This window comes from Saccharibacillus sp. CPCC 101409, assembly GCF_030518235.1.
GTDB lineage: Bacteria > Bacillota > Bacilli > Paenibacillales > Paenibacillaceae > Saccharibacillus.
The window spans coordinates 193,073-208,920 of sequence record NZ_JAULSA010000010.1; the positions used below are offsets into that span (position 1 = coordinate 193,073).

12 protein-coding genes and 1 pseudogene are annotated in these 15,848 nt (G+C 59.7%); 2 read left to right on the forward strand and 11 right to left on the reverse strand.

The annotated features are described in order from the left end of the window. Positions 1-5: 5 nt before the first annotated feature. Positions 6-1,439 (reverse strand): amino acid permease, encoded by a 1,434-nt coding sequence (locus tag QWJ34_RS19665; RefSeq protein WP_302730473.1) that lies wholly within the window; start codon positions 1,437-1,439, stop codon positions 6-8. A gap of 312 nt (positions 1,440-1,751) precedes the next feature. Between QWJ34_RS19665 and QWJ34_RS19670 the strand changes: the two genes are divergently transcribed. Continuing rightward, the gene (locus tag QWJ34_RS19670) at positions 1,752-2,189 is read left to right on the forward strand and encodes a PH domain-containing protein (RefSeq protein ID WP_302730475.1); all 438 of its coding nucleotides are present in this window, start codon (positions 1,752-1,754) and stop codon (positions 2,187-2,189) included. A 105-nt stretch (positions 2,190-2,294) separates the two neighbouring features. On the opposite strand, the gene QWJ34_RS19675 is transcribed toward QWJ34_RS19670, so the two are convergent. The 8 genes from QWJ34_RS19675 to QWJ34_RS19710 all read right to left on the reverse strand — a co-directional run bounded on the left by QWJ34_RS19675 (position 2,295) and on the right by QWJ34_RS19710 (position 11,792). Then, positions 2,295-3,365, reverse strand: coding sequence for a Gfo/Idh/MocA family protein (locus QWJ34_RS19675; protein ID WP_302730496.1), 1,071 nt, complete (start codon positions 3,363-3,365; stop codon positions 2,295-2,297). After that, the gene (locus QWJ34_RS19680; protein WP_302730477.1) at positions 3,365-4,090 is read right to left on the reverse strand and encodes a ThuA domain-containing protein; all 726 of its coding nucleotides are present in this window, start codon (positions 4,088-4,090) and stop codon (positions 3,365-3,367) included. Before QWJ34_RS19680 ends, QWJ34_RS19675 begins: the two co-directional genes overlap by 1 nt. A gap of 49 nt (positions 4,091-4,139) precedes the next feature. Then, positions 4,140-5,285, reverse strand: coding sequence for a Gfo/Idh/MocA family protein (locus QWJ34_RS19685; protein WP_302730497.1), 1,146 nt, complete (start codon positions 5,283-5,285; stop codon positions 4,140-4,142). Between the two features lie 358 nt (positions 5,286-5,643). Next, positions 5,644-6,630, reverse strand: coding sequence for a LysR family transcriptional regulator (locus QWJ34_RS19690; protein ID WP_302730479.1), 987 nt, complete (start codon positions 6,628-6,630; stop codon positions 5,644-5,646). Positions 6,631-6,914: 284 nt separating this feature from the next. Further along, positions 6,915-7,940 carry a FecCD family ABC transporter permease gene (locus QWJ34_RS19695; RefSeq protein ID WP_302730480.1) on the reverse strand — a complete coding sequence of 342 codons (1,026 nt, stop codon included), beginning with the start codon at positions 7,938-7,940 and terminating at the stop codon, positions 6,915-6,917. Continuing rightward, entirely contained in the window at positions 7,930-8,943 is a 1,014-nt protein-coding gene (locus QWJ34_RS19700; RefSeq protein WP_302730482.1) for a FecCD family ABC transporter permease, read from the reverse strand. The genes QWJ34_RS19695 and QWJ34_RS19700 overlap by 11 nt, the downstream gene beginning before the upstream one ends. Continuing rightward, on the reverse strand, positions 8,943-9,995 hold the full coding sequence (locus tag QWJ34_RS19705) for an ABC transporter substrate-binding protein (RefSeq protein ID WP_302730484.1): 1,053 nt from the start codon (positions 9,993-9,995) through the stop codon (positions 8,943-8,945). Before QWJ34_RS19705 ends, QWJ34_RS19700 begins: the two co-directional genes overlap by 1 nt. Positions 9,996-10,154: 159 nt before the next feature. Then, on the reverse strand, positions 10,155-11,792 hold the full coding sequence (locus QWJ34_RS19710; protein ID WP_302730485.1) for an AraC family transcriptional regulator: 1,638 nt from the start codon (positions 11,790-11,792) through the stop codon (positions 10,155-10,157). Between the two features lie 349 nt (positions 11,793-12,141). Here QWJ34_RS19710 and QWJ34_RS19715 point away from each other — a divergent pair, with 349 nt between their 5' ends. Further along, positions 12,142-13,008: an alpha/beta hydrolase gene (locus QWJ34_RS19715; protein ID WP_302730487.1), complete on the forward strand. Its 867-nt coding sequence runs from the start codon at positions 12,142-12,144 to the stop codon at positions 13,006-13,008. A gap of 19 nt (positions 13,009-13,027) precedes the next feature. Here QWJ34_RS19715 and uvsE read toward each other — a convergent pair whose 3' ends face one another. Then, positions 13,028-14,029 (reverse strand): UV DNA damage repair endonuclease UvsE, encoded by a 1,002-nt coding sequence (gene uvsE, locus QWJ34_RS19720; RefSeq protein ID WP_302730488.1) that lies wholly within the window; start codon positions 14,027-14,029, stop codon positions 13,028-13,030. 177 nt (positions 14,030-14,206) lie between these two features. Next, positions 14,207-15,848 (reverse strand): annotated as a pseudogene (locus tag QWJ34_RS19725) (DUF5704 domain-containing protein); the annotation flags it as partial.

The window sequence follows — 15,848 nt, forward strand, 5'->3', positions numbered from 1 at the left end:
TGCCGTTACGAAACTTTCCGGTCTCCGGCCGCTTCCGTTTCCGACGCGCGAAGCTGCCTGCGCAGCAGAGGATAGAACACGATACCGCTCGCCAGCAGCAGCACGCCGAACAGGAACGTTTTCCAATCCGACGTGCCCGCGTAAATGACCCAGACGGAGTACACGGTCGCAAGCGCCGCCACGGCGCCGTCCATCCGGCGCTCCCGCAGCCGTGCGTAGCTTTCGCCGGTCAGCGTCAGCTTGAGCTGGTAGACCGAAGCGATCAGGTATGGGACCAGATAGGCAAGCGTCGCCACCACGATAATAAAATCGAACGCCTGCGAGATCGAGCCCGACACGGTCGAGAAGATCAGCAGCTGGCCCAGGCCGTTCGAGATCCACAGCGACAGCTTCGGCATGCCGCGGCCGTTCTCGCGCCGGAACGGCTGGAGGAACACCCGCTGCCGGGCCGCTTCGTACGGCACTTCCGCGCTGAGCAGCACCCAGCCGATCGTCGATCCGATCAGGCTGACCAGCCCGAGGCCGGCCAGCAGATAGCCGCCGTACGAGCCGAGCACCGCCGTCATCGCGTCGACGAGCGGATTCTGCGAGTTCACCAGATCGGCCTGCGGCAGCAGGCCCATCGTCAGGATGCTGATGCCGACGTACAGCACCAGCGAGATCGCAAGCCCCGCCACCGTCGCCCGGCTGACGTCGGCTTTGCGCTTGGCGCGCGCCGCGAATACGGTCGCCGATTCGACGCCGATAAACGCCCACAGTGTCACGACCGCCGCGCCGTTCACCTGCGACGGCAGCGCTGCCGCCCGCCCCGCTTCGTTCAGGTGCGGTCCGGCGAACGGACCGATATTGGAAGCGCGGAACGCGAACAGCGCGATCCCGATAAACACCGCGAAACCGATCACTTTGGTCGCCGTCGCGATCAGGTTGATACGGCCCGCGCCTTCGATCCCGCGCAGCGCCAGGAAGTGCGTCGCCCACAGCAGCAGCGAACAAACGGCGAAGTTCAGCGCATGTCCGATCGTCAGCTCGAAACTGCCGAGCGTCAGCAGCACGCCGCCGTCGTTCATCGCCGGCACGAACGTCGACAGATAGCTGGCGAACGTCGTGACGACCGCGACAAAGCCGGCGATATTGCCGATCCAGTAGCCCCAGCTCGACATAAACCCCGACAGCAGCGACAGCGCCGGCCGGCTCGCGAACAGCTCTTTGGCGTAAATCTGCGGCCCGCCGTTCAGCTCCGGCTTGCGCAGCGCCAGATTGCCGAACACAAGCGCCAGCATCAAGACGCCGAAGCCGGTCACCGCCCAGGCCAGCACCGTACCGGCCGGACTGGCCGCTTCGGCCAGCGATCTCGGCAGCATGAAAATGCCCGATCCGACCATATTGCCGACGACGAGCGCCGTCAATATCCAAAATCCCAATTTATTTGCCCTGCCCAATTGAATGTCTCCTCCCGCTTTGCAATCCGTTTATTTATCTCTTTACCAGGGAGTCGCGAAAAAGCGCCCCGATCCCTTACTATACTCTTTTCTCTGGTAAAGCGAAAGAGTAAACCGCACTTTCTTCTATTCTTTGCTTTTGAGGTATGGGTTTTCCCGACGGGATTCTGTAGAATAAACGGGAGACTAATACTTTGTCAACTCTTAATCAATGGTTTATGTTCGCCTGAAACGCACACGCTTTAGGTGCGATTCAGGCAAGCATAACCTTACCTTTAGCGTTGACAAGGTACTATTTATTCGGAGGCGGGTATGCACAAATACAAAAGCGACAAAGATCCAATTTTCTTTATTTTGCACTGGGCGACGGTTCTCGTACTGCTGATTCTCGTCTGGATGGCGCTTTCCGCCGGTTCGCTGCTGTTTATTCCGGTCTGGCTGCTTATTCTGATGTTTATCGTTTCGACCTGGTATTTGACGCGCTACGAGATCCAGGGCGGCCACCTGCTGATACGCTCGGGCCCGCTGAACTGGAAGATTCCAATCGACCGGATCGAGACGGTCCGCCGCAAGCGGAGCCTGAGTTCGGGTCCGGCCCATGCGCGCGACCGCCTGGAGATCGTGTATGCGGGCGGAAGCGTGCTGATTTCACCGGAAAAAGAACAACAGTTTTTGTCCGATATCAAGTCGGCGAACCGCAAGATCAAGGTAGACGTTCCTATTGTAAAAAAAGATCCCGCGTCCAAGTAAAAAAGACCGTCTTCACCGGTCAAAATGTCAAAGCGCTCGACAAACAGCCTCCGGCGGATAACCCGTCCGAGGCTGTTGCCGTTTCCGAAGTCGTCGTTTCCGCAGCTACAGCGGCATCGCTTCCGGCCGCTTGCAGGTGCTCCGCATCGTATAATGCCGCCCTTCGGCCGAAGCGTCGTGGATGCCGTGCATCGCTTCCAGCACATGATACGCCAGTTCGCCGCTTGCCCGGTGCGGACGGTCCTCCTCGATCGCCTGCGCCAGGTCGATCACGCCGATGCCGCGGTTGTTGTCGGTAAACCCATAGCGCAGCGGCACGCTCGTCCAGTTCTCTTCGCCCGCCCGCTTGAGCTTGACCTCGCCGCCGAAATGATTCGGGTCCGGCACCAGCAGCGTCCCGGCGCTGCCCTGGATCTCCAGGTTCGGCAGGCTGGTGCCGGCTCCGGTGTCGAAGCTGGTCACGAGCGTCGCTACCGCGCCCTGCGCGAAATCGAGTACGGCCGCCAGATGCGTCGGCGTCTCCACGGCGATCTTCTGCCCGCGCTTCGGTTCACTCGTAATCGTGCGCTCCGCATGCGTAATCACGGCCGAACCGGTCACCCGGCGCAGCGGGCCGAGCAGCGACACCAGCGCCGTCAGGTAATACGGGCCCATATCGAACAGCGGACCGCCGCCTTTGGCGTAGTAGAATCCCGGATCGGGGTGCCAGCTTTCATGCCCGCCCGACAGCATAAAGCCGCTGGCCGCCACCGGCGTCCCGATCGCGCCTTCGTCGATCAGCGCGCGGCAGGTCTGGAGCCCGCCGCCCAGAAACGTTTCCGGCGCGCCCGCCACTCTCAATCCGCGCTCCCGCGCTTCGCGCAGCACCTCAAGCCCTTCCTCGCGCGAGACCGTCAACGGCTTCTCGACATAAACGTGCTTGCCCGCCCGCAGCGCGCGCAGGCAAATATCGGCGTGTGCCTGCGGCACGGTCAGATTGACGACGATATCGATTTCCGAATCGTCCAGCAGCTCTTCGACCGTGTACGCTTTGCCGATGCCGAATTCGTCCGCCCGCTCCCGCGCGCGCTTGACATCCAGATCCGCGCAGGCTTCGACCTTAACATCCGGCGACTTCGTCAAATTTTCCAGATAGATCCGGCTGATGGTTCCGCAGCCGATCAGACCGATCTTCATCACAGCTGATTGTCCCCCATTCCCGTATACGCAGCCTGCTCGATTCCGGCTTGATCCGCCGCTTCTTTGCCCGCGGCCGCCCACAGGAAGCCGCGGCGCATCATTTCTTTCACTTCCGGCATATCGACGATATTCGCCACGTGCCCGAGCGAATTGTAGTAGACGCGTCCGGCGCCCCAGCGTTTGCTCCAGGCGACCGGCATATCGACCGGCCCGTTCGCCGCGTGCGGCCCGGGCACCGTCGGAAAGCGCGTCGTCGCCAGCACTTCCACCGCCGGATCGACATGCAGATAATACTGTTCCGATTTCACTTCGAAGTCCTGCATGCCGGACACAAGCGGACTGGTCGTATTGCGGATATTGACCGTGTACGCCACGCCGTCGTTGCCCGGATGCGCCACCCAGTTGCCGCCCGTCATAAACTGCCAGTCCACATTGTCGCGAAAAGCGTCGCACATCCCGCCGTGGCAGCCGGCCAGTCCCGTTCCCCGCTGCACCGCGGCCGATACGTTGTCGACCAGCTTCTGCTCGATCCGGTCCATCGTCCATACCGGGATAATCAGGTCCAGCCCGAGCAGTTTGTCGCCGTCGGCGAAGACTTCAAGCTCGGCGGCCGTTTCCACTTCGAAACCTTCTTCTTCCAGAATGCCGCGAAAAATCTCCGCAACCTGCTCCGGCTCGTGCCCGAGCCAGCCTCCCCATACGATCAAAGCTTTTTTCGTCATTGCCGTTCTCCTTCCGACCCGTTCGTCTATTGGATTCAAATTTCCGGATTCAAGCATCGAACTCCGCCAGCTTCACCCAACGTTTCTCCGCCGCCGAACGCTCGACCGCTTCGAGCACCGCCTGGCATTTCACGCCGTCGACGAAGTTGGGCGCGGGCTGACGGTCTTCGCGGATCGCGTTCATCAGCTCGTGCACTTCGTGCGTGACCGTATGCTCGTAGCCGATCGTATGTCCCGCGGGCCACCAGGCGTGCATGTAGTCGTGCGCCGCGTCGGTCGCCAGCACCCGCCGGAAGCCCTGCACGTCTTCGGCGTCGTCCGAGAAGTACACCTCCAGCTCGTTCATCCGCTCGAAGTCGAAGCGCACGCTCCCCCGGCTGCCGTTGATCTCGAACGAGTTGGTGCTGCGATGGCCGTTGGCAAAACGCGTCGCTTCGAACGTGCCGAGCGCGCCGTTTGCGAACCGGGCCATAAAGACCGCCGCGTCGTCCACCGTCACCGGCCCGCGAGGCCCGTCCGCGTTTCCTTTGGCGGTCAGCCCCGTCATCTCGGTCGGCAGCGGACGCTCTTTGATAAACGTCTCGCTCATCCCGACCACCTCGTCGAATTCGCCGACCAGATAGCGGGCCATATCGATCGAATGCGCGCCGAGGTCGCCGAGCGAACCGGAACCGGCGACTTCTTTTTGCAGCCTCCAGACCAGCGGAAAGTCCGGGTCCATAATCCAATCCTGCAAAAAAAGCGCGCGGAAATGATAAATGCGGCCCAGCCGCCCGTCTTCCGCCAGCTTTTTGGCCAGGCGCACGGCCGGCGCGAAGCGGTAATTGAAGCCGACCATGTGCTTGACGCCCGCATTCTCCGCCGCTTCCAGCATCTCGCGTGCATCATTGAGATTCAGCGCCAGCGGTTTTTCGCAGAAGATATGTTTGCCCGCGGCGGCCGCGGCCAGCGCGATTTCTTTGTGCGCGTCGCTCGGAGCGTTGATATCGACCAGGTCGATATCCGGCCGCGCGATCAGTTTGCGCCAGTCGGTCTCGACGTCTTCCCAGCCGAACTGGACGCCCGCCCGGCGCACCGCTTCTTCGTCGCGGCCGCAGATGACTTTCATAGCCGGCTTCGGCGCGTCCGGCAGAAACATCGGCAGCGCCCGGTAAGCGTTGCTGTGAGCTTTGCCCATAAATTTGTAACCGATCATGCCCACGTTGACGAAATCGTTGATCCTTTTCTCCAAAAGTTTGTCCACCTTTCATTAAGATGCGGCGCCGATGTCGATCGCAGCTTTCGGAAGCTTATGCTTTCGGACCGCTTTCAGAGCCATTTTATCGGAATGCGCTTTCAAAAGAAAGCCGGGCCTATAAAAGGAACAAAATACAGGGCTTGCAGCCTGCTCGGGAAAACACAACAAAAAACGGCTTCCGCTATGGAAAGCCGCCAGATGCGAAGCCGATATCAACCTGAACCCGGCATACGCCGCCCGCGCCGGCAGCAGATTCCGTACGACTCGGGTGAAAATCGCGTTCGGATTCGCCCCGCCAATCACGAGCCCGGCTTCCTCACCGCGAAGCCGCTCTCGCCAAGCGAATATATTTTTCCGTCACGAGTTTTTCCGCGACGCGTTCTTCCCCAATCTTCGTTTCCAGCGGCGACAGCGCGAATTCCCGCTCCCGCACCAGCTCGCCGAACACTTCCGCCAGATGCTGCGTCACCTGGGAATCGTCCTGCCTCAGCGCGACCAGGCTCGTTTGCAAAGTAAACTCGGCCAGTTCCCGCACACGCACCGGAAGCAGACGTCCGCTGCGCACCTCGTCCCGCACGCACACCGCCGGCAGGAAACCGATCCCCGCGCCGCCGAGCACAAGCTTTTTCGCCGTTTCCGAATTGTCGACGTGGAACGCGATCTCCGGCGGCGAGTCGAGCGCTTCGAACGCCCGGTGAATGCGCAGCCAGTCCAGCGTGCCGCATTCGAAAAAGACCAGCCGGCGATCCTGAAGTTCTTCGATCGATACCGATTCTTCCTGCGCGAACGGATGATCCGCCCGAACGTACAGATGAATCGGGTCTTCGTAAAAAGCGGCCGTTTTCAGCGACGGGTGCATGACTTTGCGGATAAAGCCCAGATCGATCTCGCCCGCCAGCAGTCTGCGCACCACTTCGTCCGTTCCGCCGGTGCTCAGCTTGACGTGCAGGCCGGGGTAGCGTTCCTGCAGCCGGGGCAGCAGTTCCGGAATCAGGTAGTTGGACACGGAGATGGTGCTACCGATCCGCAGTTCCTGCGGCAGCTTCTCCGAACGGCGGATATGCTGCCTGCCTTTTTGCAGCGTTTTGAGCATCTCCTGCGCGTACGGGAGAAATTTGCGCCCTTCTTCCGTCAGCACCACCTGCTTGCCGATCCGGTCGAACAGCCGGCAGCCCAGCTCGCGTTCGAGCGTCTGGATGCGCGCGGTGACCGAAGGCTGGGACAGAAACAGAGCTTCCGCGGTTTTATTGAAACTTCCGTAATGGTTGATGTAGACAAAAGACTCGATGTTTTCGATATTCACACGTGCGCCTCCGTCCATTCGCTGATTTATCCGATTAATTAGGTCGGTTTAATGTATCATAGTGTGCTTATTGAAGGAATGTCAATCTATTTCGGCGCAGCGAACACAGCGAATTTGGAATCGGGAGAAACAGTCGGTTATCGAAAAAATCTATGGATCGAATCTTTTTGCGGACAAAAATGCGGACAAAAATCTTTAAATCTTTATTCCAAAAGACTTTCATAGGGATAGTTTTTTTCTATAGGTTTTTCGTCACCGGCGAAATCGAAGAGATCTTCGCTGATTTACATCTTGGTTTTGAACAGCAAATAAACGAAATACGGCACGCCGATAATCGAGATCACGACGCCGGCGGCAAGCTGCGCCGGAGCGAAGAGGGTCCGCCCGATGAAGTCGCCGGCCGCGACCATCGCCATTCCGACAAGACCCGCCACCGGCAGCATGCGCCGGTAGTGCATGCCGACTAGCCGCCTTGCGATATGCGGCGCGATCAAACCGACGAAGCCGATGCTGCCGGAGACCGACACGCAGGCGGCGACAAGGCCGACCGCCGCGAGTACGAGCCGCTTGCGCTGCCGGGCCAGCTCGACGCCGAGGCCGAGCGTGCTCTCGTCGCGCAGCTGCATCACATCGAGCACATGCGACTTGAACCAGACATACGGCGTCAACAGCAGCAGCCACGGCAGCATGGCGGCAATGTAGCGCCAGTTCGAACCGTGCAGGCTGCCAGCCAGCCACACGGCCGCCGCTTCGAAATCGTTCGGATTCATCTTGAGCGACAAATACAGCGTGATCGCCCCGAAGCCGGAACTGACCGCGATCCCTACCAGGATCAGCTGCTGCGGATCGAGCCGGCCGCGCGACTGCGCGAACAGGAAGATCAAGGCGGCGGCGGTCAGACCGCCGGCCATGCCGAGCAGCGGCATCATCATAAACGACAGCCAGCCTTCGGTAAAGTCGAGCCGGTCTTTGAGCACCAGCATGAACAGCACGATCGCCGTTCCCGCCCCGGCGTTGATGCCGAGCAGCCCGGGATCGGCCAGGCCGTTGCGCGTAATCCCCTGCACGACCGCGCCCGCGATGCCGAGGCCGAAGCCGACCAGCAGCGCGATCACGATGCGCGGCAGCCGGAAATCGAACACGACCAGATCGTGTTCATGCCGGGGATCGATGCGCAGCAGCGTTTTCAGCACATCGGCCACCGACATATCGAACGTGCCGTTCGTAACGCTGACATATACGACGGTCGCGATCAGCAGCAGGACCGCCGCCACGACGAGCGCCAGACGGCGCGGCGAATCAGACGGCATGCGTTCGCCCTCCTTTGCGCTTGATCAGATAGAGGAAGAACGGCACCCCGATCATCGAGGTTACGACGCCGATCGGCGTTTCGAACGGCGCATTGACGAAGCGGCTTCCGATATCGCACCACGCAAGGAACAGTCCGCCCAAGAGAGCGCTGCACGGAATCACGAAGCGGTAATCGACGCCGACCAGAAAGCGCACGATATGCGGCACCAGCAGGCCCACAAATGCGATCTTGCCGGCCAGCGCGACCGATACGCCGGTCAGAATAACCACGCACAGCATCGACAGGCCTTTGACCAGCATCGTCCGCTGGCCGAGCCCGGCCGCGATCTCGTCGCCCATCGACAGCAGCGTGATCGACTTCGACAAGCCCAGCGCCAGGATCAGCCCAGCGGCGGCAAACGGAATGACCAGCTTGATCAGCGCCGGGTCCATCTGGTTCAGCCTGGCGTTATACCAGAAGCTGACCGACTGCGAGACCTGGAAATACATCGCGGCCGCTTCGGCGGCCCCGCCGAGAAACGTGCCGACAATCGTTCCCAGAATCGCCATGCGCACCGGAGAAGTCCCGTTCGGCAGCAGCCAGGCTAGACCGAAGACCAGCAAAGCGCCGAGCGCCGAACCGGCGAGCGAACACAGAATCAAGCCGAGCTTCGACGTCGCCGGCAGCAGGATCAGGCAGAGCGTCACCGCGACGACCGAACCGTCGGAGACGCCCATAATAGAAGGCGAAGCGAGATAATTGCGCGTCATCCCCTGCATGATCGCGCCGGAGACGGCCAGGAAAGCGCCGATCAGCAGCGCGCCGACAGCCCGGGGCATGCGGGACTGGGTGACAATCTGATGATCGATATCGGACGGATCAAAATGAAAGACCGCCTCCACGATTGTGGAGGCGTCGATGTTTTTGGCTCCGTACAGAATCGATACCGCCAGTGTAACGGCAATCAGAACGGGCGCGACCGCCATCAGCGCCAGCGGATGGATTCGTCTTGTGCCGCGCATTATTCCGACAGCTTCTCGGCCGCCGTCTGCATAAACAGATCGCGGCTCCACGCCGGCCCGCCTTCGGACAGCGGGTCGATGACGTTGACGAAGACATGCCCTTCTTTGAACGCGGCCGTCTGCCGGATAATCGGATTGTTCTCCAGATCGTTCAGCGCTTCCGGCGTATCGGCGTTCTCATTGCCGGAGAACTGGACGAATACGTAATCCGGATCGATCTCGGCAAACTGCTCGACCGAGATTTCCTGCTGGGCTTCGGTCGATTGAATCAATTCCGGCACTTCGATGCCCAGATCGCCGTACAGCGCAGCGTTGACGAAGACGTCCGACGGGTACACGCAGATCGCGCCCTGGCGAATCCGTACGGCCAGCAAAGTTTTGCCGTCCAGCTTTTGCCCCAGAGCCGTTTTGGCCGCTTCGACATCCGCATCGTATTTTTCGATCGCCGCTTCCGCTTCGGACGATCTGCCGGTCAGTTCGCCCATCAGGTTCAGGTTATCCCGCCAGTTGGACGAAATATGCGAAACGAGGATCGTCGGCGCGATCTTTTGCAGCTGCGAAACCACTTCGTCGCCGAATTTGGTCGTGCCCAGAATCACGTCCGGCTTGAGCGACAGAATCGTTTCGAAATTGGGTTCCGTTTTCTCGCCGATCGACCGGGCGTTATCGGTAATCGATGCAAACTGCTTCGGAAATTCTCCCGCGTATGTAATAGCGCCGACGGGATGCACGTCCAGCACGAGCGCATCTTCCATCGCTTCCATCGAACCGGTAATCACGATGCGCTCGGCGGATGCCGGCACCGTGTATTCCCGGTCCAGATACGTGATCGTGCGCTCGGCGGAATCGCTCGGCGCGTCCGAAGCCTGTTCGTCCGTTTGCGAATCCGCTTCGGCCGCGGCGGCCGTGTCCGAAGAATTTGCCGTCTCCCGAACCGCGCTTTTCGTTTCCGCCGAAGTTTTCGACTCCTGCGCTTTGCCGCAGGCGGCCAGCAGTCCCACGGTCAGTACCAGAATAAATAATACGGATAGCGTTTTGAACCCTTTCTTCATTGCAAATGCTCCCCTTTCAAACCCTGTGTATTTGATAACGATTCTCATTACCAAATCATAAAGGTTCGCCGCCCGACCGGCCATAGACGATTCTACGGAAAAAGATGGACGATCGCATACTGAGCCGGAATATTGTCCATCGAAGCGGCCGCGGACGATTCAGAATATGCGCGCCGCTTCCCGCAAAATGCGTTTATGCGCGCTGGGCGAGCATTCCCGCCAGGGATCGGAAGACAGCAGATGCAGAAGGCCCGAACGGACGGCGGGCAGTTCCAGCCATCGTTTGCACTGCCGCACGGCTTCCCAGCCCGGCAGCGTTTCGTTTTCCTGGCAGACCATCAGCAGAATACGATCCGCCCGCGCGGCTTCCAGCTCTTCGAGCGGAATCGGAACCCGGCTCCAATCGGCGGGACCGCGCAGCGCGGCCAGATGGATGCCCAGATCGCCGCTCAGCACATCCGCGGCCGAAGAATCGCCCGCCGAATAGAAGTGTCCGCGCCGGAAGCGCAGCAGCAGCGTGCGTTCGCCGAGACGGCGGCGGCCGATCGAACCGCCGATCGTCGACGCGGCTTCGGCATAGGAGTCCAGCCAGCTTTTCGCTTCGGCCTCGGCTTCTCCTCCAAGCGCGGCGGCTATATTCCGCAGCGAAGTCCGCCAGTCGTCGGACGAACGAATATAGCAAACGCGCGCAATCCGCTCAAGCCCGGCTTTCTCCTCCGCGGAGACGCGGTCCGAACAAACGATCAGCTCCGGACGGCTGCGTTCGAGCCTGTCGAGATTGCCTTTCCAGTCCTGCCCGAGCTTGTAACCGTCCAGATGGACCGGAATATCGCCGCCGTAACGGCTGTGATAATAGCCCGCCCATTTGGGATGCAGCGGCGCCGCATGCGGGACGATGCCGAGCGCCAGCAGATAGCCGGTCGAAGCCTGGCAGTAAGCCGCGATCCGCCGGGAACGGCTTTTGACGTAAGCGCTCGGCGTTACGCCGGTTTCTTTCTTGAAGCGGCGGCTAAAGTAAAACTCGTCGTTATAGCCCACCTGCTGGGCCACGTCGCGCATCCGCAGTCCGGGATTGGTCATCAGCCGTTTGGCGCGGCGAATACGCAGGCCCGTCATATATTCGACTACGCTTTTGCCGTAGCGCTTCTTGAACAGATCGACGTAATAGTTACGGCTCAGCCCGGCCATTCCGGCCAACTGCTCAAGCTTGATCGGCTCGCGATAGTGCTCGTCGATAAATACTTTGGTTCTTTGCAGCAGAGCGAGGGAATCGCTTTCCGGCGTATCTTCGCAGGCGGCCAGTTCGCCCAGCAGCTCCAAAAAATCGGCGCCCGCTTTCATCCGATCCGCCGGATTTGTTCCGTTCCAGCGCCGGTTCAGCGATTCGCAAAGCGCCTGCAGCCTTCCGGCGGGCAGGTACGCTTCGCCGGCATGGCGCCAGATCTCTTCCGATACCGCGTTCAGCCGCGCCGGATCGTTTTTCTCCTCGCGAAAAGCTTCGAAAGCGAGTACAAACATCTCGAATCCGTCCCGCGTTCCCGGCTCGATGCCGAACGCCCGGTCCGGCGGACAGAGATGCAAACCGTTTGCGCGCAGCGGCACAAGGCCGTTCTCGCGCACCACGGTGCCTTCGCCCGAGGCGCACGCAATCAGCACGTACGAGGACGTGTTTCGCTGCGGCAGTCCCGCTTCCGGCTCGCAGGCGATCCGTTCCACGCTTCCGAGCCGGAACGTCAATTCAGCGGGATCGGCGGCGAAGCTTTCGTGCGACGGTACGGCTTCTGTTGTCCATGTCATGATCATTGTTCCTCCCCGATCGCCGAGTATGTTGATCGAAAAATCTTTTCCGCGGCCGGCTTTGAAGCCCGCCCGGCAGATTGTTTACTCTGCATATCCCAAATGATAACTATTCTCAATTGAACCTGCTTTTACTGTACCCCGCAAAACCCGCTTCCGTCAACGCCTCGCAGATTTTTTTCGTGGATCGTCCATTTTTCGGCTGAATATCGTCCATGTCGCTCGGCCCGCTGCGGCGATATACTCGAAGTCACGGACCGCGTTCGACGGCCGGATGTGTTCCGGCTCAAAGAACCCGTCCTGAGAATATCGATTTTTCCATCCAAAACGACAAACAGGAGGCTCCCCCTTGAATTCTTCCCACTCTTCACACTCTTCCGAGCATACGGAACCGGGCCGCTCCGCCAAAAAACGGCCGTCCGAAATCTCGCTGCCCGGCACCCGCCGCTTTGCGCTGCATTCCGCCGAAGGACGGCAGTATGAGATTCTGCTGTCCCTGCCGGAAAACGATCCGCCTCCGCAGGGCTATCCGGTCATTTATCTGCTCGACGGCCACGCGCTGTTCGCCACCGTGTTCGAAGCCGAGCGCGCGCAGTCCAGACGCGCCGAAAAGACCGGCGTCGCTTCGTCGGTCATTGTCGGGATCGGTTATCCGTCGGGACTGCCTTTTTCGCCGGAGCGGCATTTCGATTACACACTGCCCGTACCCGTCGAGAATTTGCCGGCTTCGCGCGACGGACAGCCGTGGCCCGAACACGGCGGCGCCGATCTGTTCCTGGAGTTTATCGAAACGGTGCTGAAGCCGCGCATCGAAAGCGAACTGCCGATCGACCGCGGACGGCAGACGCTGATGGGTCACTCGTTCGGCGGATTGTTTACGCTCCATACGCTGTTCACGCGTCCCGGCGCTTTCCGCACGTATATCGCCGGAAGCCCTTCGCTGCACTGGGCGCATCCGCAGATCGGGCTGGAGGAAGAAGCGTTTGGAGCCGCTCTTCAAGCCCGGTCCCGCACGCTGAATCTGCTGATTGCGCTCGGCGAGCTGGAAGACGACTCCAGATTTCGCATGGTCAACAACGGCCGTATGTTGGCCGAGCGGCTCGAAAAGCTGCGCGATTGCGGTTTGAACGTACAGTTCCGTTTGTTCGAAGGCGAGAACCACGGTTCCACACTGCCTTCGCTCGTCAGCCCGGCGCTGCGCATGGCGGTCCTTTGACGTTTTTACCGCCCGGGTATTAAGGCGCGACCTCGATGCTCGCTCCGTCCAGAATCTTCACGCCGTCGCCTTCGTAAGCGCGCAGGTCGTTCATCAGGTTCAGCAGCGCGCGGTCTTTGTGCTTCGCTTCCAGCATCACGTCGATCCGTTCGGACGTCCGCGCCGCCTGCCGCAGAAAATCGAGCAGCGGTCCCGCTTCCACGCCGTCGGCATGGCTGCGCCGGTCGCTGTCGCTTTTCGGACTGGATGCGTGCACTTTGGGCGGCAGCGTCTCCCCGTCCGGCACGTCCGCGCGGGACAATGGCGATTCCCACGTCTTCGCGACTTCGGGCCACCAGTCCGACGCCGGTTCGCCGGCGCTGTTGACCCAGTGATGATGAATATCCAGCACCATGGGCAGTCCGGTCCGCCGCGCGGTGTCCAGCGTTTCGCCCGTCGTAAACGTTTTGTCGTCGTTTTCCAGTGTCAGCCGGCATTGAATATCGGGATCGAGCTGCTCGAAATGTTCCACAAACCGATCGGCGGCTGACGGCTTGTCTCCATACGCGCCTCCGATATGGATATTGTTTTTCGAGCGCGCATCCAGTCCCATCGCTTTCAGCATCTTCACATGGTAGCGCAGATCCCGCACCGACGAGACCAGCACTTCGGGCCGGGGCGTGCTGAGCACGGTATAGTGATCGGGATGAAAAGAAACTCGCAGATTGTGCTTGCGCACATATTCCCCGATCTCCGCAAAAGGTTCGGCCAGCGCGGCGAACGGGTCCCAACCCTGCAGGTCGGCATGCGTGGCGAGCGGAATCAATTTGGATGAAAAACGATACATTTGAATACCTTCGGCAACGTTATGACGCAGCAGCCGCAGCGTATTATGCAGATTGACGGATGCAATCCGTTCCAGCGCCCGCAGCCCTTCCTCCCGATCGGGAAGTTTGGCGAACCGGGCCATCGTCATCGTTTTGGACGGCGACGAATCCGGGATTTCAAGCGACATAGCGACATATCCGAAACGTACGATCATGATGTAATACTCCCTCTCTTTCGGTTCTCCTTCAACACATACCGCAATCCGGCGCGCGGTAATCAGCTAGCGGAGCGAAAGAAAGTTTTCTCGATTAAAACACTAAAAAGAAAACAGGGCGTCCCCGCCATATTTGTGGCTTTCGGGGACGGCCCTGCTTTATGCTGCTGATGCTTTTTAATGCGGCACTTCCACCTGGAAATCGTCTTTGTACGACTTGTCGGCGTTGAAGAATACGATATCTCCATCTTTCAAAGAGAAGGCATTTCCCCACGAATCTTTTACGCTGCGCTTGAAGCCTTCCAGGCTCCACTGGTTCATCAGCGGCGCGTTGATGTACTGCAAATGCGGATCTGCGAGGTCGCCGTTTTGGATGCTTTCGATATTGAAGTTCAAAATAATATAGCCGTCGCGCAGGAAAATCGGGTCGCGCTTGGTCAGTCCGCGGTGCGTCCGGCCGTATTCGGCCAGGTTGGTGCCTTTCGCCACCACATACGGATCGCCCGGCAGACTGTATTCCCCGTACCATTTCTGCACCGACGCGTTCGCCCGGGCGTAATCCACCGAAGCCGGCAGAACGCTTTTCGGTCCGATCAGCGTGCGGATCTGCTCGGGGAGCAGCAGCAGATCGAAACCGCCGACCGGCGTTTTGAGCTTGGTAAAGCGGCGGATATAGTCGCTGATGTACATCTCCCGGCTGACGCCGTTCATTTCCGCAAAGCCGTAATCGTGATCGTATTTGTACCGCGCCGTGTCGGTCAGCTCGATCTCCGGGACGTTGCGCAGCCGATCGTTCAGAATGACGTAGCGCTCCTGCGTATCTTCCGGCGAACCGACCTGGATAAACGTTCGATGATCGTCGTTGTAATACAGATTGACCGGGGTTTTCGTTTTTCCGTCCCTGCTGACAAAGGTAAAGCTCGGTTTGACGCGGATTCCGTCCTGCTTGCCGAACATATTCCCTTTCGTTTTCAGGTCGAATTTGATGTGGTAGCCGGTCTTGACCGCAATATTCTTCATTCCCTGGAGCGGATTGCTGCCCGGCAGGATCGGGAGCGTGAACGGAGCGGCGCTGCCGCGCGCATCGCCGTCGATGCCGAGCAGCCCGGTCCAGTAGGTACTGCCGGTGTGCGTCGCGCTGCCTTCCATGGTGCGGAAAACACGTTCCCAATTGTAATCAGCGATATCGGTGATGTGGAAATCGTACAATCGGCCGATGACTTCGACGTCCACCGTGTCGGTTGCGGCATGATTGTTCAGATCCAGGTTGGCATCCTGCTGATACGGCAGATTGTCCGGCGCGTTTTCGGCAATATTGCGGAAATAGACCGTGTAGTCGCCTTCGTCGACCCAGGCCGGCAGGAAGAACGTTGTGTCGAGCTGGTTCACCGGGATATCGATCCAGGTGTCTTTGGGATAGAACGTCGATTGGTCGGCGGTATACACATCGAACGGAAAGCGTACCTGCTTGGCTCGGAAGTATTTTGCATAATCGCGACTGCCGTAGCCTGGATAATTCGTATGCTGTCCGGCGGTTGGGACGGTGACGGTAAACGGTCGGTCCAGGATAAAGGCCATGCGGCCGGCATTCGGCTGCGTTTTCTGGTTGTGCGCCCGGTCATCGGCAGCAGAGGAGTAGTTGACGACCGGGGTGTGGACGGTGACGGGATTGATATCGTTGATCGGGTACGTTTCCCCATCATCCGCATTGACATTGCTGCTTAAAGCACTGTAAGTAATCGTTCCGCTGCTTGGTGCGCTCTGCCGATTGGTTTTGGTATTCGAGATCCTGTTGTTCGGACTGTAAAGGACATCCCGG